Origin of the sequence: Sporobacter termitidis DSM 10068 (assembly GCF_900130065.1) — a bacterium.
GTDB classification, from domain to species: Bacteria; Bacillota; Clostridia; order Oscillospirales; family Oscillospiraceae; genus Sporobacter; species Sporobacter termitidis.
Genome location: NZ_FQXV01000009.1, coordinates 53020 through 77192, shown reverse-complemented (window position 1 = coordinate 77192; position 24173 = coordinate 53020). Strand labels below are relative to the sequence as shown.

22 protein-coding genes are annotated in these 24173 nt (G+C 58.5%); 8 read left to right on the top strand and 14 right to left on the bottom strand.

All coding sequences use genetic code 11. The features are described from left to right. Nucleotides 1-52: 52 nt before the first annotated feature. Both BUB60_RS12925 and BUB60_RS12920 read left to right on the top strand, forming a co-directional pair. A complete protein-coding gene (locus BUB60_RS12925) occupies nucleotides 53-1213 on the top strand; it encodes an iron-containing alcohol dehydrogenase (RefSeq protein WP_073079727.1) in 1161 nt (386 codons plus the stop codon). 198 nt (nucleotides 1214-1411) lie between these two features. Beyond that, complete coding sequence (locus BUB60_RS12920) at nucleotides 1412-2497, top strand: HD-GYP domain-containing protein (protein WP_073079725.1); 1086 nt, start codon at nucleotides 1412-1414, stop codon at nucleotides 2495-2497. A gap of 70 nt (nucleotides 2498-2567) precedes the next feature. Here the strand turns inward: BUB60_RS12920 and BUB60_RS12915 are convergent, their stop codons facing one another. Next, nucleotides 2568-3467, bottom strand: coding sequence for a helix-turn-helix transcriptional regulator (locus tag BUB60_RS12915; protein WP_073079723.1), 900 nt, complete (start codon nucleotides 3465-3467; stop codon nucleotides 2568-2570). A 199-nt stretch (nucleotides 3468-3666) separates the two neighbouring features. Here BUB60_RS12915 and BUB60_RS12910 point away from each other — a divergent pair, with 199 nt between their 5' ends. From BUB60_RS12910 to BUB60_RS12890, 5 genes are all read left to right on the top strand, one after another. Then, nucleotides 3667-4719: a zinc-dependent alcohol dehydrogenase gene (locus BUB60_RS12910; protein WP_073079721.1), complete on the top strand. Its 1053-nt coding sequence runs from the start codon at nucleotides 3667-3669 to the stop codon at nucleotides 4717-4719. A gap of 12 nt (nucleotides 4720-4731) precedes the next feature. Continuing rightward, nucleotides 4732-5601, top strand: a complete 870-nt coding sequence (locus tag BUB60_RS12905; RefSeq protein ID WP_073079718.1) for a transketolase — start codon at nucleotides 4732-4734, stop codon at nucleotides 5599-5601. Beyond that, complete coding sequence (locus tag BUB60_RS12900) at nucleotides 5601-6584, top strand: transketolase family protein (RefSeq protein ID WP_073079716.1); 984 nt, start codon at nucleotides 5601-5603, stop codon at nucleotides 6582-6584. Before BUB60_RS12905 ends, BUB60_RS12900 begins: the two co-directional genes overlap by 1 nt. Before the next feature lie 12 nt (nucleotides 6585-6596). After that, nucleotides 6597-7388, top strand: coding sequence for an SDR family oxidoreductase (locus tag BUB60_RS12895; RefSeq protein ID WP_073079713.1), 792 nt, complete (start codon nucleotides 6597-6599; stop codon nucleotides 7386-7388). Nucleotides 7389-7619: 231 nt separating this feature from the next. Further along, nucleotides 7620-7856 (top strand): hypothetical protein, encoded by a 237-nt coding sequence (locus BUB60_RS12890; RefSeq protein ID WP_073079711.1) that lies wholly within the window; start codon nucleotides 7620-7622, stop codon nucleotides 7854-7856. Nucleotides 7857-7928: 72 nt separating this feature from the next. Here the strand turns inward: BUB60_RS12890 and BUB60_RS12885 are convergent, their stop codons facing one another. The 8 genes from BUB60_RS12885 to BUB60_RS12850 form a co-directional block, all read right to left on the bottom strand. Next, entirely contained in the window at nucleotides 7929-9005 is a 1077-nt protein-coding gene (locus tag BUB60_RS12885) for a VOC family protein (protein WP_073079708.1), read from the bottom strand. 12 nt (nucleotides 9006-9017) lie between these two features. Further along, nucleotides 9018-9803 (bottom strand): SDR family NAD(P)-dependent oxidoreductase, encoded by a 786-nt coding sequence (locus BUB60_RS12880; RefSeq protein WP_073079706.1) that lies wholly within the window; start codon nucleotides 9801-9803, stop codon nucleotides 9018-9020. Continuing rightward, entirely contained in the window at nucleotides 9800-11065 is a 1266-nt protein-coding gene (locus tag BUB60_RS12875) for an aminotransferase class I/II-fold pyridoxal phosphate-dependent enzyme (RefSeq protein WP_073079704.1), read from the bottom strand. The genes BUB60_RS12880 and BUB60_RS12875 overlap by 4 nt, the downstream gene beginning before the upstream one ends. A gap of 11 nt (nucleotides 11066-11076) precedes the next feature. Then, entirely contained in the window at nucleotides 11077-12354 is a 1278-nt protein-coding gene (locus BUB60_RS12870) for a cysteate synthase (RefSeq protein ID WP_143162351.1), read from the bottom strand. A 498-nt stretch (nucleotides 12355-12852) separates the two neighbouring features. Next, nucleotides 12853-13602: an N-acyl homoserine lactonase family protein gene (locus BUB60_RS12865; RefSeq protein ID WP_073079703.1), complete on the bottom strand. Its 750-nt coding sequence runs from the start codon at nucleotides 13600-13602 to the stop codon at nucleotides 12853-12855. A gap of 180 nt (nucleotides 13603-13782) precedes the next feature. After that, nucleotides 13783-15219, bottom strand: a complete 1437-nt coding sequence (locus BUB60_RS12860; RefSeq protein WP_073079700.1) for an aldehyde dehydrogenase family protein — start codon at nucleotides 15217-15219, stop codon at nucleotides 13783-13785. Nucleotides 15220-15232: 13 nt separating this feature from the next. Continuing rightward, nucleotides 15233-16342 (bottom strand): zinc-binding dehydrogenase, encoded by a 1110-nt coding sequence (locus tag BUB60_RS12855; RefSeq protein WP_073079698.1) that lies wholly within the window; start codon nucleotides 16340-16342, stop codon nucleotides 15233-15235. A gap of 858 nt (nucleotides 16343-17200) precedes the next feature. Further along, nucleotides 17201-18586, bottom strand: coding sequence for an MmgE/PrpD family protein (locus BUB60_RS12850; protein WP_073079696.1), 1386 nt, complete (start codon nucleotides 18584-18586; stop codon nucleotides 17201-17203). A gap of 346 nt (nucleotides 18587-18932) precedes the next feature. Here BUB60_RS12850 and BUB60_RS12845 point away from each other — a divergent pair, with 346 nt between their 5' ends. Continuing rightward, on the top strand, nucleotides 18933-20006 hold the full coding sequence (locus BUB60_RS12845) for a mechanosensitive ion channel family protein (RefSeq protein ID WP_073079966.1): 1074 nt from the start codon (nucleotides 18933-18935) through the stop codon (nucleotides 20004-20006). Nucleotides 20007-20057: 51 nt separating this feature from the next. Here the strand turns inward: BUB60_RS12845 and BUB60_RS12840 are convergent, their stop codons facing one another. From BUB60_RS12840 to BUB60_RS20765, 5 genes are all read right to left on the bottom strand, one after another. After that, nucleotides 20058-21443 carry an MATE family efflux transporter gene (locus tag BUB60_RS12840; RefSeq protein ID WP_073079963.1) on the bottom strand — a complete coding sequence of 462 codons (1386 nt, stop codon included), beginning with the start codon at nucleotides 21441-21443 and terminating at the stop codon, nucleotides 20058-20060. 213 nt (nucleotides 21444-21656) lie between these two features. Continuing rightward, nucleotides 21657-22226 carry a phosphohydrolase gene (locus BUB60_RS12835; RefSeq protein WP_242941204.1) on the bottom strand — a complete coding sequence of 190 codons (570 nt, stop codon included), beginning with the start codon at nucleotides 22224-22226 and terminating at the stop codon, nucleotides 21657-21659. Between the two features lie 5 nt (nucleotides 22227-22231). Next, nucleotides 22232-23251, bottom strand: coding sequence for a helix-turn-helix transcriptional regulator (locus tag BUB60_RS12830; protein WP_073079693.1), 1020 nt, complete (start codon nucleotides 23249-23251; stop codon nucleotides 22232-22234). Between the two features lie 68 nt (nucleotides 23252-23319). Continuing rightward, nucleotides 23320-23508: a hypothetical protein gene (locus BUB60_RS12825; RefSeq protein WP_073079691.1), complete on the bottom strand. Its 189-nt coding sequence runs from the start codon at nucleotides 23506-23508 to the stop codon at nucleotides 23320-23322. 28 nt (nucleotides 23509-23536) lie between these two features. Then, the gene (locus BUB60_RS20765; protein WP_278277507.1) at nucleotides 23537-23671 is read right to left on the bottom strand and encodes a hypothetical protein; all 135 of its coding nucleotides are present in this window, start codon (nucleotides 23669-23671) and stop codon (nucleotides 23537-23539) included. Nucleotides 23672-24173 lie beyond the last annotated feature (502 nt).

Below are 24173 nucleotides of genomic sequence, written 5' to 3'. Positions count from 1 at the left end.
TACGCCAAAATCAGGGAAAAGTCATTCGGAAATATATCATGGAGGGATTGTGATGCACAGCACGTTTTTAGCCAGTACAAACCCCATCCTCTTCGGCTGCGGCGTCTCCGGGCTGATTGGGGAGAAGCTGAAGGAGTTCGGCTGCAAAAAGGTCCTGGTGGTCTACGACAAGGGCGTCAAGGCCGCCGGTATCGCCGATAGGATTCTGGGGCACATCCACGCGGCCGGCATCGAAACCGTCTGCTATGACGGCGTGCTGCCGGACCCGCCCGACTATACGGTGGAGGCGGCCGGCGCTCTCGGCGTCCGCGAGAGGGTGGACGGCGTCGTGGCCGTGGGCGGCGGCAGCGCGCTGGACACGGGCAAGGCTGCAAAGGTCCTTTTGACGAACCCGCCGCCTATCAGCAATTATTATCTGGCTTACGAGGACGTCCAGCCCGACGACAAGACGATGAAACCCATTATCGTCATCCCCACCACCTCCGGGACCGGCAGCGAAGCTACGCCCGGCGGCGTCATCACCGATACGAAGCGGGGCGTCAAGCAAAACGTCCCCTGCGCGACGAATCTCGGCATCGTCGACCCGGAGCTGGCGCTCGGCCTGCCGCTCCCGGTGACGGCGTCAACGGCGGTGGACGCGCTGTGCCACGCCGTGGAGGCCTTTACCTCGGGCGAGCCCAACGCCATCAGCGACGTGCTGGCGCGGGAGGCGATTTCGCTCATCGGCAAAAACCTGCCGGCCGTGTTTAAAAACAGCGCCGACCTCAAGGCCCGGGAGGGGCTGCAGCTGGCGGCCACGCTGGCGGGACTGTCGATCATGGGCCCCTTCTGCAACGTCCCCCACGAGATCGGGCTCGTGCTCGGCACGGTCTTCCATCTGCCCCATGGGACGGCCTGCGGCGCGACCCTGCCGGAAGCGCTGGAATTCCTCGCCCCGGCCATCCCCGAAAAGGTCGCGGCGGTCGCCCGCCTGCTGGGCGCCGAGGTTTCGGAAAGCGCCGCCCCGGAGGAAATCGGGAAAACCGCCCGCGGGACGGTGCGCGCGCTGTACGGCCTTATCGGCATGCCGGGGCTGAAAACGCTCGTCGCGTCAAAGGAGGCGCTGCTGGCCGCCGTCCCGGACATTTTGGCGTATTCCCCGTTCCATTTTTCGGCCCGGCCGGTTTCGACCGGCGACCTGAGGGAGATCCTCGGCAAGGCTTACGACGCTTAGCTTTACATAAATACCATCCGCCCCGCCGCGCCCACCGCCGCGGCGGGGCAAATTTGCGCTTCCCTTCAAGGAATCTTGACCCAAACGATTAATCGCGCGGCTTTTTGAATCGATAATAGATGTATTAGCTGATAATGGGCCATATTTCGCGATTTGATGCTCCTTTCCTTATAAATACGCGCCCCAGGGGGAATAGTCATGAGATTCGTGCCGGCAAACTGTTTGCGGGAAGGCATGCGGGTCGCCAGAACGTTATACGGTAAAAACAACGAAAAACTGCTTATTGCCGGCGTCGAACTGAGTAAAAAGAATATTGACAGCATCCAGCGAAAGAAATTCCCCGGACTGTATATAGACGACGATTTGTCCAGAGATATCAGCGTCATCAGCACCATCAGCGACGAGCTCAGAATGGAGACCGCCAAGGGCGTCAAAAAAATATTTACGGAGGCCAAGGACCGGGGCGACCCAAAAGCGAAAATCGTGGGCATCATGCAGCAGGTCGACGGCATTGTGGACGAGCTGCTGGCAAACAGATACATGATGGTCAACATGATCGACCTGAAATGCTACGACAACTATACATATCTCCATTCGGTAAACGTCGCCGTTTTGTCGATCGTCACGGGCATCGCCATGGGCCTCGACCGGGACACGCTCTCGCGCCTGGGCCTGAGCGCCATACTGCACGATATCGGAAAGGTCTTTATCAACAAGAAGATCATCAACAAGCCGGGAATCCTGACGCCGGAGGAATTCGAGGAGGTCAAGAAGCACTCCCAGCTTGGGTACGATTACGCCAGGAACAAATTCAGGCTGCAGTCGGTCATCTACACCGGCATCATCGATCACCACGAGAAATACGACGGCTCCGGTTATCCCAACGGAAAATGCGGCGGCGAGATATCGCTGTTCGGCAAAATCATCGCCGTGGCGGACGTGTACGACGCGCTGACGTCGGAGCGGCCGTATCGGAAGGCGCAGAGCCCCTCCGAGGCGATGGAGTATGTGCTGGGCGGGGTGGAATCGATATTTGACCCGCGGGTCTCCACCATTTTTATCCGAAAGGTCGCGCCCTATCCCATCGGTACCACCGTGCGCCTCTCCAACGGGTATACGGCGATCGTCCTTGAAAATTTTGAGGAGGTCTGCATGCGGCCGCGGGTCCGGGTGATCAAGGCGGGCGGCGAGGACGTGATGCCGTTCGAGCTCAACCTGATGACCGATTATAACCTCCTCAGCATCGTCATCGAAGGCATTGTAAACGACAACAGCGCCTTTTAGGCCCGGAAAAATAAACAGGTTGCACGTAAAACGGGACCAGCCGGACAATTGCCGCGCTGATCCCGTTTTTTCAATCGTCTTTTTGCCGGTGGTACTTCCTGTACTCGGAGATCGTCATGCCCTCGTTTTCCTTGAACAGGCGGTAGAGCGTCTGGGGGGCCGACATGCCCACAAGCTCCGCGATCTCCTCCACCGGCTTGTCCGTGTAGCGGAGATAGTTCTTCGCGTAATTGAGCCGGTAAATGCTGAGCGTCTTGCGGAAGCTGGTGCCGAAATAATCGCTGAATATCCTGGTGATATGGCGCGGCGTGATGTGAAACGCCTTCGACACGTCCTCAAGGGAGAGGTTCTCCTGGTAATGCTCCTGCATGAATTTGGTGATCTTCACGGCGAGGTTTGACTGGCCGGCGTCCGGCTGCCCTTCGTCGCCGCTCCCCGCCGTGAGGATATTGCGCAGGACCTTGATAAAATACTCCCGGCAGTAATCCACGAGCAGGAGCTGCCAGCCCAGCGGTTTTTCCGTGGCCTCCCGCTCAATGGCGGACAGGATGCCGCTGCAGCTGTTTGCGTCCTCGGCGATGACGTACAGCTTTTCCGACAGCGCGCTTTCAAAAAGGCGCACGAATTCATGCTCCGGAGCGCGGCGGGAGGCGGCCTCGGAGTTCTTGTGGATGCCGAAGACGAAGACCACGTAGACCTTTTTCTCGTCGGGGTTGTAAACGGCCCCATGGGACACGCCCGGGGGGATGAGAATGAAATGGTTGGGCAGCAAAAGGTGCTCCTGCCCGCCGATGTGCATGCGCATCCGGCCCTCGAGGATATAGTAAATTTCGTAGTTTAAGTGGGTGTGCGTAAATTCCACGCAGGTCTCGTCGAGCCTTTCCAGGTATTTGACGGAGAGCTCGTAATCCGACATCTGGATCGGGATCTGATATGGTATATAGAGGTTGCTGTTTTGACCTTTTTCCATATACAACTCCCCCAAATCTATTGTATAATTAGCTGTTATTCATTATACCAATAATATTTTTCGGCGACAAGCACGATTTCGGCCCCGTCTAGCGCAGACGGACACAAACGGGCCAAACGTGTCTTGCCGGACGATTGAATTGTACGCCGGTGAATAATATAATTTAACCATGAGTCATACCATGAGGAGGTATACACACATGAAATCGGTTACTGTCGTCAAAATCGGTAGTCTGAAGGACCCGGACGAATCCAAGCGCGGTCAGGTCAAGGTCACGGATATCCCCATGCAGCCCCTGGGGCCGGAGGATGTGCGCATCAAGGTCGCCTATTGCGCCATCTGCGGTTCCGACCCGCACCTCGTGGAAAACATTTTCGGATGGGAAGTCCCGTTCGGACTGGGCCATGAGGTTTCCGGCGTCATTGTCGAGCTGGGCCCGAAGGCCACCAAGAAGGGTCTCAAGGTCGGCGACCGTGTCGCAGGGAATTTTCTCCACTTCTGCGGGACATGCTATTATTGCCAAAACGGCCAGCAGCAATTTTGCGAGCACGCCAACGAATCCAACAACCCCGGAATGAGCGAGTACGTCGTCTGGCATGAATCCCAGGTCTATAAAATGCCCGACAGCATCAGCCTGAAGCAGGCCTGCCTCCTGGAGCCCGTCTCCGTCGCCGTCCGCCTGATGGACAAGATCGACATGAAGATCGGCCAGCGCGTCATCATCGTCGGCGGCGGCCCCATCGGCCTTCTGGCCACCCAGGCTGTCCATATGATGGGCGCGTCCAACCTGACGCTCGTCGAGCCCATCGCCGACCGCCGCGCGCTGGCGCTCAAATACGGCGCCGACCATACGATCGACCCGACGGCGGTGGACATCAAGAAAGCGGCCATGGAGCTGACGGACGGCAAGGGCTACGACGTCGTCGTCGATTGCTCCGGCTCTACCCGCGCCGTCTACGACCTGCCGTTCATCGCGGCGCTGGGCGGCAAGCTCATCTATGCCGCCATGTATCCCAATACCTATGAAATGCCCCTGAACCTCTACAAGCATCTTTACGCCAACGAGCTGACCATCACGGGCATGTACGTCTCGCCCTACACCTTCCCCCGCACCTGGCAGATCTTCCCGAAATTCCAGTTGGAGGAGTTTACGTCGAAGGTCTTCTCCATCGACGACGCCGAAGAGGCCTTTAAAGCGCAGGTCTCCGGCAAGCATATCAAAATCCTCATCGAATGCAACAAATTTGAATAAGGAGAGCCCCTTATGAGTGAAAAGAAAAATTTGACAATCCCCGAACTGGAGGAAAAGGCCTATAAGATCCGCCACGACCTCCTGAACTTCATTTACAGAATCGGCATGGGCCACCTGGGCGGCGAGCTGTCCATGGTCGAGGTCGCCGTGGCCGCATACTACAAGTATCTGAATTACGACGTGCACAACACCTGCGATGAAAACCGTGACCGCTTCATCCTCTCCAAGGGTCACTGCAGCGAGACGCTGTTTACCATCTTCTCCGATCTCGGCGCCTACACAATGGATTACATGGTAGAGCATTTCGAGACGTTGGACACGGCGAAGTTCGGCATGCACTCCAACAGGAAATACTGCGAGCAGATCGAGGTTTCCGCCGGCTCCCTGGGCCACGGGCTGCCCGTGGCTGTGGGCTACGCGCTCGGCGCCAGGAAGCAGAAGAAGAATTACCGCGTCTTCGTCCTCACCGGCGACGGCGAGCTCAACGAGGGCACCAACTGGGAAGCGCTCATGTCCGGCGCCCACTTCGGCCTGTCGAATCTTGTGCTGATCGTGGACAAGAACGCCCTGCAGATGACGGGCACCACCGAGGAGATCATGAACATCGATCCCCTGGACAAGAAGCTTGAGGCTTTCAACTGGAACGTCCTGAACGTCGCCGACGGCAACGATATGGCCCAGGTCTGCGCGGCCTTTGATAAGCTCCCGCCTGTGGACCATTCGAAGAAGGGCAAACCGACCGCCATCATCGCCAACACCGTCAAGGGCAAGGGCGTTGATTTTATGGAAGGCAATCACAAGTGGCACGGCGGCGGCATCGCCAAGGAGCAGCTTGAGCAGGCTCTGGCCTCCCTTGAGAAAAGCAAAAAGGAGAAGAAATAATGAGCGTTAAATCGACTTTTAACTTTGACCAGATGCTGTCTAACGCCCGCGAGGCCTACGGCGAGGAGCTGACGCGGATGGCCGACGAGGGTCTGGACTTTGTGTTCACCTATACGGACAACGTGGCCCCCTCCTCCAGCGCCGGGCAGCTTTTGAAAAAATACCCCGAGAGATGCTTCAACTTCGGCATTGCCGAGCCGGACCAGGTCGGCGCTTCAGCCGGTCTCGCCCTCTCCGGCGAGGTGGTCTACTCCCAGGTGTTCGGGCCGTTCCTGTCCCTGCGCGCGGCCGACCAGATCCACACCGACATCGCCTATAACGACGTCAACGTCCGCCTCATTGGCACCCATGCCGGCGTGACCGCCGCCGGCGGCCCGACCCACAACTGCATCGCGGACCTGGCGCTCTATCACGCCATCCCGAACCTCACCGTCGTCGTCCCGGCGGACGCGGCCCAGTGCTGCAAAGTTATCCGCCAGTCCCTCACCTTCAAGGGCCCCATGGTCATCCGCATCGACCGCGGCGGCTCCCCCAACGTCTACGCCGACAACGACTATGACTTCCAGATCGGCAAAGCCATCGAGACGCTGCCCGGCAATGACCTGACGATCATCTCCGCCGGCTCCTCCGTCTACTGGTCCCTCATGGGCGCCAAGATCCTCAAGGAAAAGCACGGCATCAACGCCCGCGTCATCGACATGCACACCGTCAAGCCCTTGGATGTGGACATGATCCTCAAGTGCGCCCGCGAGACAGGCAACATCTTCACCGTCGAGGAGCACTCCATCAACGGCGGCCTGGGCGGCAGCGTCGCGGAGGTCCTGTGCGAGGCCGGCTTCTCCGGCAAGTTCAAGCGCATCGGCCTGCCCGACAAGTTCGCGGTCCTTGGCGATCCCGATGAAATCTACAAGCACTACGGCATGGACCCCGACGGTATCGCCAAGACGGTGAGCGAGGTCATGAGCAAGCCCAAAACGCTGTAAGGAGGCCGAATTATGAGCGCTATAGATAAAATTGCCGCGTTTTCAATGGATTATTTCAGCCTGAAGGGCAAGGTCGCCATCGTGACCGGGGCCAACCAGGGTCTCGGCATGGGCTACGCCGTCGCTTTCGCCAAGGCGGGCGCCGATCTTTATATCCCGCACTTTACGGAGGATGTCTCCGACGTCAAGCGCCTCATCGAGGCCGAGGGGCGCCGCGTGGCCTTTATCAGGGGCGACCTGACGGACAAGAATTATCTGAAGTCCGTCGTGGACGGTTGCCTGAAGGAGTACGGGCACATCGATATCCTTGTGAACAACGCCGGCACAAACCACTTCGCGGATTTCCTGGAGTTCCCGGACGAGGCGTACGACCGCGTGCTCGACCTCCAGCTGAAGGCCGTCTATTTCCTCGGTCACGAGGTCGCCAAGGTTATGGTCAAGCAAAAGAGCGGCAAGATCATCAACATCGGCTCGGCGCTGTCCTTCAGCGGCGATAAAAAATGCCCGGCCTACGTCACGGCCAAGCACGGCGTTATCGGCATCACGCGCGATTTCGCCAACGAGCTGGGCGAGTACAACATCCAGACGAACGCCATTTGCCCCGGCTTTATTCAGACGGACATGAACATCGCCGTCAGCGCCGACAAGGCGTTCTACGACCACATCACGTCGAGGATCGCCGCGGGCTACTGGGGCGACCTGAACGACCTGATGGGCACCGTGGTATTCCTCGCCTCCAAGGCGTCCGACTACGTCAACGGCGCCGAGATCAAAGTCGACGGCGGCTTCTCCTGCGTGCTGTAAAGCGGCCGGCTTGATACGCCGAACATAAAATATAAACCGCTGTGCCCCCGGCACAGCGGTTTTGTTATGCAAAAATAAGAAATATTCCGTCGTAAGACGGCTTATTTTGTACATGCCTACTATTATTTAAGGTTCGACAAAACTCGATTTTCTTCGCTCTTGCCAATTGCAGGAATATGTCATAAACTGCACGTTGTTGTACGACAAATTTAAAATAAAGGGAAGGTAAACATGAATAATATTCAGGTACATATCCCCGCGCTGCTCAGAAAAGTGCAGGAAATGTCGAGCGACGACATGGCGTATGTCAGCTTGACGATCAATGACGAAGCGATAGACCAGGGAATTTTTTACCCGGCGTTTCTGCATTTCGAAGCTTATGGCAAAAACGGGAGCGTCGCCGATTACGAGTCGATCGACGCGTTGAATTATTACGAGGATTGTCTCGAACAACAGGACGCCGGCTAGCAAAACCTGAGGAAACCAGGGTGAAAGCCCTGGTATTTTTCTGTCCCATGATTTTGGAGCGGACGCGCCGCGCTATTTTTTCCGGTTCCAGCGGAGCGTTTTCAGCATCCAGTCGGGGAGAGGCTTTTTGGGGTCCCTCTTCCGCAGGTCGAGATACCAGCCCAGCTTTTTCATAATCGGCAGCCTGTGAGTCTCCACAAATTCGATGAGCGTGCCGTCTGGGTCCTCCGCGTAAGAAAAGATGCCGGAGGCCTCGCCCATGTCGAAGGTGTCGTTTTTCTCCGCTGTCTCGGGGTTCGACTCCACGGTAAAGGGGTGGCCCTTTTCCGCGCACAGCGCCTTGAGGGCCGACATGCCGCGGATATCGTAGCAGATCTGGATATAGCCCGGGTCGCCCCAGCAGCGGTTTTCAAAAATTTTACCGGGCGTCCTGTCCAGGCACTGGACAAGCTCAATGGTGGAGGCGCCCAACATTTTGGCAAAAGCGCCCTCCCGCGGCTTTGAGTGCCCCAGCAGCACCCGCCGGAATACGCCGGCGCCGCCGGGCAGGGGATGCATATCCGGAAAGGCCCCCGTGCCGTCGTAGAGTACCTTGTCGTAGCCGAGAATTTCCCTGTAGAACCGGACAGATTTCTCCATATTGGAAACGCCGACGGAGGCGCCGATGACGCCGCCGTTCAGGGCGGGCGTTTTTGTAAATAGGGCGTCCGACTCCTCCAGCCGGATAAGATTGCCGTACAGGTCCCTGAGGCACAGCGCCCGGACGCCTTCCGGCGTCTCGACGATGCCGCCCAGGATATCGGCGTTATGCTTTTTCAGCTGCAGATAGGCCTTTTCAACGTACGGCGTCTTTATGCGGAGCAGAAAGATCCCCAGGTCGCCGGCCCGGACCTCAAAGGCCGGGGGCCGCGGCGTGCGCGACGTGTACTGCCAGATTTCCAGCCCGCCGCCGCCCTGCAGGTTGACGGCCAGTATGGCATGGCGCGACTGCGGCTGCCCGCCCGTATAGCGCTGCATTCTGTCGGCCACGCCCGGATCGTCAAATATGGGGATGTCAAAGCCCAGCACGCGGCCGTACCACGACCGGGCCGCGCCCAAATCGGCCACGCCGATACCCACCTGCTGGATGCCGCTGATGATCGGTTCCATATCTACCACCGCCTACAGATGATAATGCCGGCGTATGACGGCCTCCCGGACCCTCTCCGGCAAAATGCGCTGCATCACCGGGAAAAGCCTGGCGTTTTTGCCCACCGGATAAAAGGAGGCCGGGTTTTTCGCCCGGACGATTTTGAGTATTTGACGCGCAACGATATCCGGGGAAGAGCCCGAGTCGATATTTTTATCCCGCACGGCCCCGGCCTTTTGTATCATGCCGGCGTAGGCGGAGTTCTCGGCGCAGAACCGTTCCTGGACGATGGGCGTCTTGATAAACGTGGGCGCCACCGTCACGATTTTGACGCCAAAGGGGCGGACCTCCTGCCGGAGCCCCGCCGAAAGGACGTGCAGCGCCGCCTTGGCGCCGGCGTAGATGGACGAGCAGGGGACGGGCGTCACCTCCGCGTAGGAGCCGATATTGATGATGAGGCCGCGCCCCGCCGCGCGCATCCCCGGCAGGACGCCCTGCATGAGGCGCACGTTGCCGAACACGATCAGCTCGAACAGGCCTCGGATTTTCGCCACCGGCGTCTCCTCCACGGCGCTCATGAGGCTGGCCCCCGCGCTGTTGACCAGAACGTCGACGGTACCAACCTGCCCGAGGAGCGCGGCGATACTGTTCTCATCCATGAGGTCCAGACGGAGAAAACGGGTGCCCGCCAAATCAGCGCCGACGGTTTCCGGGGTTCTGGACGTGCCGATGACTTCCCAGCCCGCGCTTTTCAGCGCCAGCGCGGCCGCTTTGCCGATGCCGCTGGCGGCGCCGGTGACAAGCGCCGTTCCGGTCATACCTCCGGGTCTCCGTAGATGTTTGAAATGGCGTCGATATCGTAATGCAGCGTCAGGCCCCGCTCGTCCCGCAGGCTCCTGAACGCCGCCACCGTCTTTTCCACGTCCTCGTCCGTGTGCGACGCCGTCGGCACCATGCGGAACATGATATAGTTCTTCGGGATGACGGGATAGGTGACGCCGGTGACAAAAATGCCCTTGTCCCTGAGAAAGCTGATCCACTCCATCGCGGTGACCTGGTTGCCCTCGGGGATGAAAACGGGCACCAGCGGGGAGTCGACCTTGCCGATGTAGTAGCCCAGCTCGGAAAGTCCGCTTGCCAGCTTGTCCGCGATATAAAACATCTGCTTCCGGCGGGCGTCCCCGTCCCGGACCAGGTCCAGCGTCTTCTGGAGCGCCTTGACGTAGATCATCGGCAGGCTCTTGGCGAAGACCTGGGTCCTGGCGTTGTAGCGGATCCACTCCACCGCGTCGCGATTGGCGGCCGTAAAGCCGCCGATGGAGGCAAACGCCTTCGCAAATGTGCCGAAATAGAGGTCCACCTTGTCCTGCACGCCAAAGTGCTCGGCCGTGCCCCGGCCTGTGGGCCCCATAACGCCGACGCCGTGGGCGTCGTCGACAAAGAGGCGGGCGCCGTACCTGTCCTTGATCTCGCAAATGTCTCTCAGGCGCGCCACGTCGCCCGTCATGCCGTAAACGCCCTCCGTGAGGATCAGAATGCCGCCCTTGACGGTTTCGCGCAGGCTTTTCAGGCGGCTTTCCAGGCTGTCCATATCGTTGTGGCGGAAGACGCGCACATGCCGCCGGTCACTGACGGCCCCGAAGGCCGCGTCGACGATGGAGGCGTGCACCAGCTTGTCCATGACGATCACGTCGTCCGGCCCCACCAGCGAGGCCACGGTGCCGATGACGCCCAGATACCCGTAATTGAAGAGGATGGAGGATTCCTTCTGCGCGAAATCGGCCAGGCTCTCCTCCAGCTTGATGTGCTCCACGGTGTTTCCGCTCATCATGCGGGAGCCCATGGGGCCGCTGGTGCCCCAGACCTTCATGGCCTCCAGGGCGGCCTGCTTGACCTCCTCGTTTTCCGCCAGTCCCAGGTAGTTGTTGATGGACCACATCAAACAGTCCCTGCCCTGGAATTTCATGATCTTGCCCGGCACGGATTCCATGACCGGCATGGTGTAATACCGGTCGCCCTGAGCCCGGAACTGGCCGAAATAGCCCTCGCTTGTCGCGCACTTGCTAAAAATATCGTTCATCCTTGATCCCCTCAAAAAAGTGATTTGATTTTTTCTTTCATCGTCTCCGCCCCGATGTCCTCCCGGGGGACCACCAGAGACGGCGCGGCCCTGTACAGGGTGTTTTCGCGCGCCAGGGCTTCCATGCCGCCGCCGGTGATGTTCAGCATGATAACGTCGCCCCGCCGCAGCGCGCCGTCCTTCAGCTTGAGCATCAGGGACGCCAGCGCCACGCCGGCCTCCGGGCAGATGTCGCGCCCCTCTTTTTCAAGAAACAGCTGCTGTGCCTCCAGCGCCTGCTGGTTTTCCACGGCGATAACGTCGCCGTCCGAGCCCGTGAGGGCGTCGTAAAGCCCGCCGGTGATCCCGTAGGGCGGCTGCCTGTTGGACAGCACCTTGGCCACCATCGTGTCGATTTCGGAAAGCGCCTCGCCGTCGTCCATGGGGTCAAGCGTCCGGGACTTTTTGGCCCAGGCCTTGGCCATCGGCGCAAACGGCAGGTTTTGCGAGACAAACAGCCGCATCTTCTTCGGCTTGAACTGGCCGCTCTGATTCAGCCGGAGGTTGGCCTCGTAGGCCGCGATGGCGCCCGTCCCGCTGCCCACGGCCTGAAAGTAATAGTCCGGGATCTCGCCGATCGTCGTGGCGGCCGACAGGACCGTCGTCCCCATGCCGTCCCGGCGCGCCACGTTTTTGGCGCCGCCCTCGTTGACAAAGCCGTCGATGCCGCAGATGGCGTTCGAGAGCCGTATGGCGTCGTAATAGTCGGATTCCCCGCCCGCGGCAACGATCTTGACGCAGGGGTTCAAAGGCTCCAGCGACCAGAGGCTGTCCACGTTCTTTTCCGGGACGACGATCGCCATCGGGATGTCGTTTTCCGAAGCGACCTTCATAAAGGCCCTGGCCGTGTTCCCCGCGGAGGCGACCACAAGCGTCCCCGCGCCTTTCGGGAACCGCGCGCAGACGGAATAGGCCTCGCACTCCTTAAAGGTGCCGGTTTTCATCGTCGCGCCGATCTCCGGCCAATAGCCGTTGAAGGTGATGTAAAGATTCCGCAGCCCCAGGTACCGCCCCAGCTTCCGGCTCGGATACGTGACCGGTGCGCCGTCTGCCTTCAGGGTCCTGGCAATGGGCAGCCAGTCCGAGTATTTGTAAACGCCGGGCAGGTCGTCTTTAATGTCGAGCCGCTTTTTCCCGAAGATGGCGCGGAGGAGCGCCGGCCTTTTAGCCTGGGGGTTTTCCAGGATCACCCCGTCGTCGATGAGCTCGGCCTGTGTATCTAGGCAGAGCAGCTTTTGACGTCTTCTCATATTTTCACCTGAATTCCATGACCTCAAAACATCAAATATCATAAATCCGCCGTAGCTCCAACGGATTTTGCCGTGCTGTTTCGTTTCCTTCTGCTGATTATATAACATATCCCGGGCAAATGCATAACAGGCGCTCAGTTTTAACTGCGATTTTACGCCGATTTGATTGTGCGTCCGATGAATTTGCTCTAGCGAACTTTATCAGTATATCAAATAATTATCGCAGGTGCAAATTGGTTATTAAGTGAAATCCTGTAGAATTTCAGGTTCATGCATACAAAGGGGCAAAGCCTCGCAGAGTTTGCCGCCGGAGCGGCAAATAAATTGAAAATTTGTCACACAGGAGGACATGCGCCTCCGGAGTGACACCTCTCATGCGGGGCGCGGCTGAGCGCGCCGCATGCAGCCCCTTATTGATAAAGCCCAAAGGGCTTTATCAATAGCCTGAAAGCCGCCCTGTTTGCGGGCGGCTTTCAGCCTGATGCCGTTATACGCCGTTCAGTCGTAATACGCCGGAAAGCTTATTGACGGCAGATTGTCGGGGTCGTGGGCGTAGATCAGCTTATAGCCGCACGCCTCGTAGTGGAGGAGCTTTTCAACGGCGCGCATGGCCTGCCAGTTGTCCGTGCAGGTGCCGGGGAGCAGCCGGCGCTCCAGGACCTCCTTTAAGGGCGCGGCGTCGGCAGCGAGCACTGTTTTGCCGGTATTCGGCAGGTCCAGTACGACGGACTGATGTCCCCGCGAGTGGCCCCGCGTGTCGATGAGCACGATAGCGCCGTCCATAAAGATGTCGTATTCCTCGTCGTCTCCCGGCTGGATGAATTTGAATTTCCTCGTCTTCTCATAGGTGGGGAAGACGTAGCCGCCCTCGCAGGCCTCCGGCCACCACGCCGCCTTCAGCTCCTCGCGGCGGGCGATATAGGTGGAATTCGGGAAATAGTTCATATATCCCGAGTGGTCCAGGTGCATGTGGCTCATGACCACGTAATCGATGTCGTCCGGCCCCAGGCCCAGCGCCGTGAGCTTATGGAGGATCGTGTCCTTCTCCTCCATGACGGTGTTTTCGTCCCGCATTTCATAGGACTGGCCCGTGTCCACCAGCACGCGCCCCCTCGGGTGCTCGATGAGATAGGTGTAGATCGGCATCACCGCGGGCACGTTCGCGTCCCGGCACCGCGCCGCCACAAAGCCTCTCGGCAGCCGAAAGGCGCCCACCTGGATACAATAGAGCTTCATGCCGCTTTGCATTTTATGACCCCCATAGTAATCATGGCCCGATGCCCCATACCGGGCCGCCGTTCCTCCGGCTCCCTCAGACGAGGGCGCTGTCGCCCGCAGGCGACTGAAGGAGGGATGCTTGTCGGCGCGGCGGGTGACACAGGAATAAGGACCGGCGGGGCGATGCGGGCATCGCCCCCTGCAAAGAAGTTATTCTATCAGACAGATGGTGATCATCTTCTGCTCCGTGTATTCCAGCACGCCCTGGTAGCCGCCCTCCTTGCCGCCGACGCCACTCTGGCGAACGCCGCCCCAGGGGGCCTCGGCCGCGATAAAGTTGTGGGAGTTGACGGAGAAGGTGCCGACCGTCAGCTTTTTGCCCAGCTTCAGGGCGTGGGCGATGTTCGCCGTCCAGATGGAGGCCGTCAGGCCGTATGTATTGTCGTTTGCCAGCGCCATGACCTCATCCTCGTCGCGCCACTTCAGCATGACCGCCACAGGTCCGAAAATCTCGTCCCGGTAGATTTTCATTCCGGGCGTCACGTCCGTGAAGACGGTGGGGCCGATAAAGTTGGCGTCATACGTTCTGCCGTCGAGGAGGAGCCCGGCGCCCTCGTCGATGCCGCTCTGGATATAGCCCGTGACCTTGCCCCAATGCTCGCGGCTCACCAGCGGGCCCATGTCCGTCTTCGGGTCCAGCGGGTCGCCGACGGTCAAATGCCTGGCGTGGTCCAGGAACTTTTCCAAAAACTTATCGTACACGCTCTCGTGGATGTAATACCGGCCCGGCGAGCCGCAGGCCTGGCCGCAGTTGTGGAACTGGTGGTGGGCCAGGACCTCCACGGCCCTGTCCAGGTTTGCGTCCGGGAAGATGATGGCCGGATTCTTGCCGCCCAGCTCCATAACGAGCTTTTTCAGCGTGGGGGCGGCGGCCTGCATGATGGACACGCCCGTCTCGGTGCTGCCGGTAAAGCCGACGCAGTCCACCCCGGGGTGAGCCGCCATATAGGTGCCGATGGTGCCGCCCGGGCCGGTGACGACGTTCACGGCGCCCTTCGGCAGCCCCTCGACCTCAGAGAGGATTTCGGCAAACTTCAGCGAGGTGATGGCGTTGATGCTGGGAACCTTTAAAACGCAGGTGTTGCCGGCGGCCAGACTCAGCGCGACCTTCTGCGCCATGAGGAAAAACGGCATGTTCCACGGCGTGATCAGCGCGCAGACGCCGACGGGTACGCGCTCCAGGCTGTACATCCTGTCATTGTTGGATGGAATGGCGTGCCCCTCCAAATGGCGGCTGTAGGCGGCGGCCTGCTCAAAGTTGCCGGCCGCGCCCATGGTGGGCCCGATGGCGATGTGCTCCGGCAGGCCGTGCTCCAGGGCGTCCAGATGCGCCATCTCCTTGGCGTGCTTTTTGATGTGCTCGCCGATAGCGGCCACGACGGCGCTGCGCTGCCCGGGGGTCTTTTCGGCCCAGACGGGGAACGCACGCCGCGCCGCCGCCACGGCGTTGTCCACGTCGGCCTTGTCGGCCAGCGGCGCCGTGCCCAGCGGCGCGCCCGTTGTGACGTTCACTGTTTCAAATGTCTTGCCGGACTCGGCGTCGACCCATTCGCCGCCGATCCACATTTTTAAATTCCCATATACCATAGCGCTTCCTCCTTTAGCCGTTCACCAGCGCGGCCTTCAGAGCAACGCCGGAACGCATGTCTGCAAGGGCAACGTTTGCCTCGGCAAGCGGATATTTTTTGGAGATGATCTCGCCAAAGGGATATTTGTCCTTGTGGGCTTCGATAAACTTCAGGCATTTGATGTAGTGGCGGATATCGCCGCTGTGGCTGCCGATAACCACGGCGTTGTGGTGCTGGATGTCGTTGGGGACGATCGGCACGGATTTGTCGCTGGTCTGGCCGATGATGAGGTACTTGGAAGGATTGGCGAGGATTTTAAAGTTCTCCGCAAATACGGACAGGACGCCGGAGCACTCGATGATCACATCCGCGCCGCGGCCGCCGCAGAGGCCGCGTATGTATTTGACGCGCTCCGCCTCGTCGGGATGGTCCTTGGCGTTGACCACGTGCGTGGCGCCCCACTTCTTGGCAAACTCCAGCCGGTTTTCGCTGATGTCCACGGCGATGACCCTGGACGCCCCGGACTGGGCCGCCATAACGATGGCGTAAAGGCCGACGGGCCCCACGCCCGTGACGACGACCGAGTCGCCCTGACGGATGCCGCCGCAGTTATACAGCTTGTCGAACGCGTTGACGACGGTCCTCCCCGCGCAGCAGGCGCCGACGGCCTCCTCCGAGGTGACATTGTCCGGGACGCGCACAAAGTCCGTCCCGGACAGGACGACCTCATACTCGGCGTAGCCGCCCCGGAGCTCATAGGCGTTGGAAAAGCCGTAGCCCCGGCTGTGCTCGCAGAGGACGGGCTCGTGCAGGACCTTGCAGGAATAGCAGGTGCCGTCGAAGAAGTGCGACCACATGATGCGGTCCCCCGCCTTGACCGGCGTGCCCGCCACATCGGTTTTGACGCTGTCGGGCAGATAATAAATTTCCCCAACGGTTTCGTGGCCCATGATGATCGGCGTGGGCGGGTGCATGCTCAGCTCGTCGCGGGCCAGATGCACATCCGTGCCGCAGACGCTGGCGAGGTCGACCTTGACCAGCATATCCCCATCCTTCAGCTCGGGAACGGGAATGTCCAGCAGCTCCAGCGGCTGGCTGAACCTTGTGAGAACCATCGCCTTGCTTGTCTTCGGGATATCCATAGTTATGCCTCCTATATATAATTTTTTTCAGGCTAAGACGATATATCTAATAGATATATTACGTGCCCCCGTATGGGGACAGAGGCAAGGGCAGAGCCCTTGCCCTACAGGCTTGCCGCCGGTTTGGCGTATACGGTAGGGCGGGGGCTTGCTCCCGCCGTTTTTGTCGGCGCGGCAGGGTGTTCACCGGGTCATCGTATCACCCCAAATAAGGGATACCCGTGCTATAATGAAGCTAAAGAACCCGCACGCAAAAGGCCGCGCAGAAAAAATATTTATAAATATAACACAAATTGAGATTCTCGAAAATCGATTATCCAGTAACCGCAACGCTTTGACCACGTTCGGAGAGAGAAACCTTCATACTTTCGCAACATATCAAGGAAAATATCGCCCCAATCCAGCCCCTTTTTAAAGCTTTACAAGGCATTTTCGTTCAAAACCAGCCCCAAAATCTCAAATATCAGCCCTTTTTCATCCCATACAAGCCTGTTTTCCCGTCGAATCCCTCGTAGGGCGGGACGACTCGGCCCGCCGTCGGTCCTTACCCACAGGCACCCCGCGCTAACAAGAGCGGCGGGCCGAGTCGTCCCGCCCTACGGCGTATCCCCTCGTTTTTGTAGGGACGACCACTGGTCGTCCGCTCCTCCCGGCGCCGTACCGCACAAAGCTGGCATGAAAATCCTTACAGCTTTACGCAGGGGATTCACGAGTATGGCAACCTGATAAAACTGCCGGAGGCAAACACAGTTCGCCCCTACTGGCGGCCTTCCCCAGGTACATTGCAGCCGCCTCCGGGGCGCAGCCCCAACAAAAGGGGCCATAGCCGCTGCCCTATACCTCTATCGGGCGGGCTTTTTACCAGACGAGGAGCGCGATGAGCTCCCGGATATCCCCGAGCTTTTCGAGTCCCTGCACCGTATCGATGATTTTTTCGGCGTGGGCCTTCGGCATCGGCCGGGCTGAGGACTCGACGCAGCCGTGAAATTTATTTACGACCTCGTCAAAGGCGGCGGGCTTTTCGGGTGAGCCTGTGGCCGTCTCCATGAGCTTTTTGTATACCGTGCCGTCCTTCATGGTGATTTCTATGTACACGGGCTCCAGCCCGCCGGTGTCGAATTTCGGCTCGTGCTCGACGGCGACCTTGGCGGCCGCGGCGAGGATTTCCGGATCTTTGATGGCCGCCTCCGTATAGCAGGAGAGGGTGACGCGCTTTTTGGCGATGGCGGCGGCGCAGCCCCAGACGAGGCTGAACTGGCTGTCGACGAAATTGCGCGGCCTGGCCTTGACCTCCAGCGGCAGCGCCAGAAGGCCCAGAGTGCCCTTACCGGCCCAGATTTTGATGTGGTCGACCTCCTCCACCGCGATGTCATGTTCCCGGACGAGGACGAGCGTGGCGTCAATGGTGGGATGGGTGCCCCGGCAGCAGGGGTAGGGCTTGATGGAGATGTTTTCGCTTTCAAAGCGTTTGCCCAGCCCGCCGGTGAGAATCTCCTGAGAGTAGCAGCCCCCGTGATAGACCTTGTAATAGCCCTGGACGCCCTCCAGCGCGTTCCGCGCGCCGGTAACGCCCTTCTGCGCCAGCATCGCGGCCTGTATGCCGCCCCGGACGGCGAAGCCGGGGCCCAGCCGTTTGGTTAAGACGCCGTCCTTGACGGCCTGCCCGTTGCCGCAGGACTGGTGGTAGCCGATGCCGATGGCGCTCACGAGCCGTTCCTCATCGAGACCCATGATCCAGCCCGCCACGGCGGCGGCGGTCATAAAGCCGTTGAGCGTTGTAAAATGCCAGCCGTACTGGTGGATATCGTCTCCCGGCCGCGTGGCCAGCCCCATCCGGCTGATCATGTCGCCGCCCACGGCGACGGCCCGGATAAAGTCCCTGCCGGAGAGCCCGCCCATATATTCCGCCACGGCCAGGGACGTGGGGATAGTGACGACACCGGGATGCATCACCGCCGCCTCGTGGACGTCGTCAAAGTCCAGCGAGTGGACCATGGTGGCGTTGGCCTGCGCGGCGTTCGGCGCCGGGACCTTGGCGCCGCAGCCAAAAATAGTCGCCTGCGGTGCGCCGCCCCACTCAACGGCCAGCTCCCGGACCTCCCTGGCGCCGGCCTGCCCATAGCCGCCGGCAGCCACGCCGATAAGGTCCAGCACCTGCTTTTTCGTCTCGTCGACCACCTTTTGAGGCAGGTCCTCATATGTAACGTCCAAAAAGTTCCTGGCGAATAAACTGCTGGCATCCATCGGCGGCAACCTCCTAAAAATATCTGGACGACGCAAATTTATTGTGAAAAACTACAATCAATATATTCGAGAAAGTGCCCAAACTTCACGTAAAGATTGTATTACATGTAAAAATTGTTGTCAACGGATATAAATATTTTGTATATTCGTACGAAAACCTGCGTGTCCTGGACGTTTGATCACACAACTCAAAAAAGCGGCCGTGTCGATTTTCCGGGGAACTATGATGAAACGGATTATTTTATGATATAATGAACTCTAAGAATTCATTATATCGCGCATGAGCGCGAACGGCCGCTTTGAAAGCTATGATATCACCGACAGCGCCTTTGAACGGAGGGAGCTTATGCAGGAATTTTTAGATTATAAGGTCTTGGACAACACGATCCTGGACTACATTCTGTTTCTGATTGCCCTGGTCGCCTGCTGGACGGTCATCAGGATCGCCGCCAAAATATTCATGCGGCATTTCGGCGTCCGTGCCGACCCGCCGGCGTATCATCAGATCGTCAGGGATATCGGGAGGTATCTCTGCCCCGCGGCATATTTCGCGGCGTTTTATATGTGCACAAAGCTTCTGAAGCTCAGCCCCGCCCTTGAGAAAATCGTCGCCGGCCTGGCCATTGCCATCATCGTCGTGATGGGCGCCGTGTTTATTTCGTCGGTTGCCGTGTTTGCTTTCAACAGGTACTGGGAGTCCAAACGAAAGGACGAGGAGGACCTCCTTGCGGCGCGGTTCATTTCCGGCCTCATCAAAATCGTCGTCTGGGGAATCGCCATCCTCCTGTTCCTTGACAACGTCGGCGTTAAGGTCACCTCGCTGGTGGCCGGGCTCGGCATCAGCGGCATCGCCGTCGCTTTCGCCGCGCAGACGGTGCTGACGGACGTTTTCTGCTTTTTTACGATACTATTCGACAGGCCGTTTGAAATCGGGGATTTTATCGAGGCCGGCGACAAGTCGGGGACGGTCGAGCATATCGGCGTCAAAACGACGCGCCTGCGCGCGCTGAGCGGAGAACAGCTCATTTTTTCAAACAAGGACCTGACCAGCTCCCGTATTCAGAATTACAAGACAATGGAACAGCGGCGCGTCCTGTTCACACTTGGTGTGACATACGACACGCCGCCGGAAAAATTAAAAGAGATCCCAGACATTATGAAAAATATCGTCGAAGGCATTGCGGATACGAAGTTTTCCCGCTGCCATTTCGTCACCTTCGGCGAATACGGCCTGAATTTTGAAACGGCGTATATCATCATGAGCAGCGACTATGACAAATACATGGACATCCATCAGCAGGTGAACTTGAGCATCAAGGAAATCTTCGATCAAAACGGGATAGAGTTCGCGGTGCCGGCGCAGCTGCTGAAAATCCCGGGCACGGCCAGGCCGCCGGTAAATAAAAAGCTGCCATCCTGAGACGCTGCGTTTCTCAGAATGACAGCATGCTGACAGCCGGATAAAACCGTATCAGGAGGCCTGAAGCCGGGCGGCGCCAGGCTCCATCCTGCCGATGATCCTCTTCTTGACGATGTACAGGCACAGGACGTTGACGGCCAGCGTGATACCCCATGAAATGGGGTAAGACAGCATCAGGGTCATATAAGACCTGTAGATTCTGAAAACCGTTTCGACCCAGACCACCCGGAAGACGCAGATTCCCATGAAACAGACGATGGCCGGCAGGAGCGACGCGCCCATGCCGCGCATCACGCCGCAGGTGGTGTTGTTCAGGGAAAGCACGGCGTACGTGGAGCAGATGATCAGCAGGCGCAGCGCGCCCGTTTGCAGGACGACCGGCTCCGTCGCGTCGTAGATGCTGATAAGCGGCGTGCGGAAGACGACCGTCAGCGTACAGAGGACGGCGGAGACGAGCAGGACGAAGCCGCAGCAGCTGAAGTAGATGCGCCGGACGTTGTCGTATTTCTGCGCGCCCATGTTCTGCCCCGTAAACGCGATGGCGGCCTGGGGCAGGGCGTTCAGCGCCGCGTAGAGAAAGCCCTCGATGTTGATGGCCGCCGTGTTGCCGGCACCGACGTCAATATCGAAGGAATTGATGGACGACTGGATGAGCACGTTGGAAATGCCAAACATCATACCCTGCAGCCCCTCGGGGACGCCGATCTTCGCGATCATCCAGAGCTTTCTCCAGTCGATGCGGAGCTTTCTCAGCCGGACGGCGTAAGCGCCCCGGCTTTTCATCAGTGTCCGGAGCACGAGGGCGGCGGCAAGGCCCTGCGCCATGACGGAAGCGATGGCGACCCCGGCCACGCTCATGCCCAGGCACAGGACAAAAAACAGGTTGAGCCCCACGTTCAGGACGCCCGCCAGGCTCAAAAAGTACAGGGGACTTTTCGTATCGCCGACGGCGCGCAGAATGGCGCTCCCAAAGTTATACAGCGCGATGATGGGCAGGCCGGCGAAATAGATCTTCATGTAAACGGCGGAAAGGCCGATGATGCTCTCCGGCGTCCCGGTCAGCCGGAGCAGCGGCTCTGTGAGCAGTATTCCGCAGATGCCGATAAAAACGCCGCCGACCAAGCTGGCCGCGACGGCGGTATGTACCGTTATTTCAATACCCTCGTTATCTTTCGCCCCGTAGTACCTGGCCACAAGGACGTTGGCGCCGGTGGCGAGCCCCATAAAGACAAACAGTAAAAGCTCGGTCAGCGTAAATGTCGCTCCGACGGCGGCCAGCGCGTCGCTCCCCCGGAAGCGCCCGACGACCACCATGTTGACGGCCTGAAACATCAGCTGCAGGACACCCGCCGCCATCAGCGGAAGGGAGAACATCAGAATTTTCGGCGCAAGGGGCCCGGCGCACATATTGATTTCGCGATTGCGGCTATTTGGCATGCGGTTCAAGGGATTCATCTCATCTCGATATCATTGGTATCAGCAGATTATAGCACAGTCGAACGGTAATAAACAGAGCAAATTAAAAAAATTTTAATAACTTTTAAAATTCTCTTAATATTTAAAGCAAGAGGCCGGGAGGCTTTATATAACAATAGAAAAAATCCCGTCCCTTACGCTTCAAAGGACAGGATTTACGGCTGTCGGCGCAGGTTATTCCGGTGCAGCGTTGCCGGTCAGTTGTTTGAGGAGAAACAAAAATTCTTTTTCCACGGCGGCGTGGGGCTTCTCGGAAAAGTCGGGGTCGGAGCGCAATTCCGGCTCGTCCTGATAGATGGCGCTGCCGTGCAGGCGTTTGAACTCGTGGTGCATCAGGGCGTCGTCGATCGCCTTGAGGTGCGCGAGCTCCTCCGGCGTCATCGCGGCGGGGCCGAATTTCTCGTAAATCAGCCCTTGCAGCGTGCGCTCATAGTCGACATAACCGGGCAGCCGGTGCTTGACGGGGCGCGTGATGTCCGAGAGATAGGCCTCGCTGGCGTCGTGCAGCAGGCACGCCAGCCGGATTCTGTCCGACAGGCCGCGGTGCTCGGCCTCCCTGCTGCAGTTGAGGGAATGCTGCGCCACCGAATAAAAGGTCCTAAAATGCCCGTTGGCCCGCGTCATCATCGACAGGGCGTGGGCGATGTCTTCGAGGACGATGTCCTCGGGCCGGGGCGCGGTGGGGTCAAAACTGATATTTGCATAGGTCAGGATATGGTTCGGATTTTTCGCCATTGGCTCCATAGGTATCATGCTCCTTGCTTTGTTGCGGCTGCCGCCGGATTTCCGTACTGCCTCAGCGCCGCCCGCAGCAGCACGGTCAGCTTTTCCACGACGCTCTCCGGCGACAGGATTTTCGCCTCGCTCCCGAAGCCCGCCACCCACGCCAGAAACTGCGGGCTGACGGCGACGCTGACGCTGACCACAAAATGCGCCTCGTCGGACGGCACGGCGGACACGTCCCGTCCGAACCGGTCGATCACCACGCCGATGAGCCTGTTTTCAAATTCGATGCGGACCGTCTCCTCCTCGCCGCTGAACATGGAAAACAGCTTTTTGGAATAGACGGCGATGTCGAGGTTTTGAAAATGCTCCGAGCCGTCGCGCCCCTCTTCCGTCATGGCGATATCCGTCATTTTGTCCACGCGGTAGTGCTTGATCTGCCCGGCGGAGGAATCGTAGGCGATCATGTAGTAGTTTTCGTCGTCCCACGTCAGCGCGTAGGGGCTCGCCACGTAACGCACCCCGCCGTGCCGGAAGACCTTTTCCTTCGTCACGGAATATTCGAAATATTTAAAGCTGATCTTTTTGTTGTCCACAATGCCCGTATGGATCTTGTCGACATTATAATAAATGCTCTCGTTCATCGTTTTGACCCTGCCCGCCACGTAGACCTGCCTTTGGAGAGACTGTCCCTCCCATACGCTGCAGAGGCTCTCGATTTTCTTGATGAGCTCCATCGATTTTTTGTGGGTGATGAACTTTGAGGACTGGACGCTGTCCACCAGCAGCTTGAGCTCGGGCAGCTCGAAATCCTTGCTGGCCAGATAATAGCCGGTCGTCCGGCCCCGGGCGCTGACAATGTCGAGCCCGAACAGCTTGAGGGCCTCCAGGTCGTCGTAAATGCTCTTCCGCTCGGCGCTGATATCGTACCGCGCCAGCTCCGTGATGAGCTCGGGAACCGTGATCGCGTGGTGCTCGTCTGTTTTCTCCTGAAGGATCTTCATCAGGTATAAAAGCTTCAGCTTCTGGTTGGAGGACCTGGGCATCCTATCCCCTCCCGTCGTTTTTGTTCTTGAAATTCATTATATCATGCGGCGCAATATAAGGTTGCCGCTCAGTGCAGGAACAGCACCACCAGGACGGACAGGCAGGCGGCGACGAAAATGACGTTCCAGAACGTGTCGGCCTTGCGCGTATCCCTTGTCCTGCGGGGCTTTCTTTGCTCGTATAAGTAAATGATGTTGTCCGCGCCGTAATCCTCGCCGACCCACTGGCCGCAGCGCCCGCTGTTTCCGGTTCTCATTTTGGTTCCCTCCTGTTTTGTGTTGAATTTAAGCGGCCTCGATGGCGCGGAGCTCGCACTGCGCCTCGTATTCGCTGTCGGCGGAAAAGAGAAAGTCGCCCTGCTCGTCAAGCACTTCGACATGGCCGCCGGCATATCTGATTTTATATTTTCTTTCGTTCATAAAAACACGTCCTTTCATCTGTTCCGCCTTGTTATCTTAATCATAAGGCATCGGGTGTCCGATAAAACGGTCAATAAACGAAAAAAGCGCAGTTTGAACTGCGCTTTGGACGAAAAAACCGCCGGGATAAGTTCTTTGCTCCCGCCGTGCCGGGCGCTTTGTCACAGCCCTTTTCACCCCGTCATAAAATAACGTGAACGGAAAACAAGTGAGGTGACCGAAATGTTCAACAGCGATTTGACAGGTCTAAATGTTGTTGCTATCGGTATCGCGGCTGTCATACTCCTGGCCCTGATCGGGTGTTGCTGCGGATGCCATGATGATGAGGTATAAACATTAGCGGATTCTGAGATGATCGGACTTCTACTCGGGCGGATAGCTTGGTACATAACCGGACAGGGGTATTCGTCGATACACGGCATGCCGGAATACCCGTGTCCACAAAAAGACTACATATTTATTATAAGCAAAAAAAATAACGACGTTGCGGCAAAAGGACAGC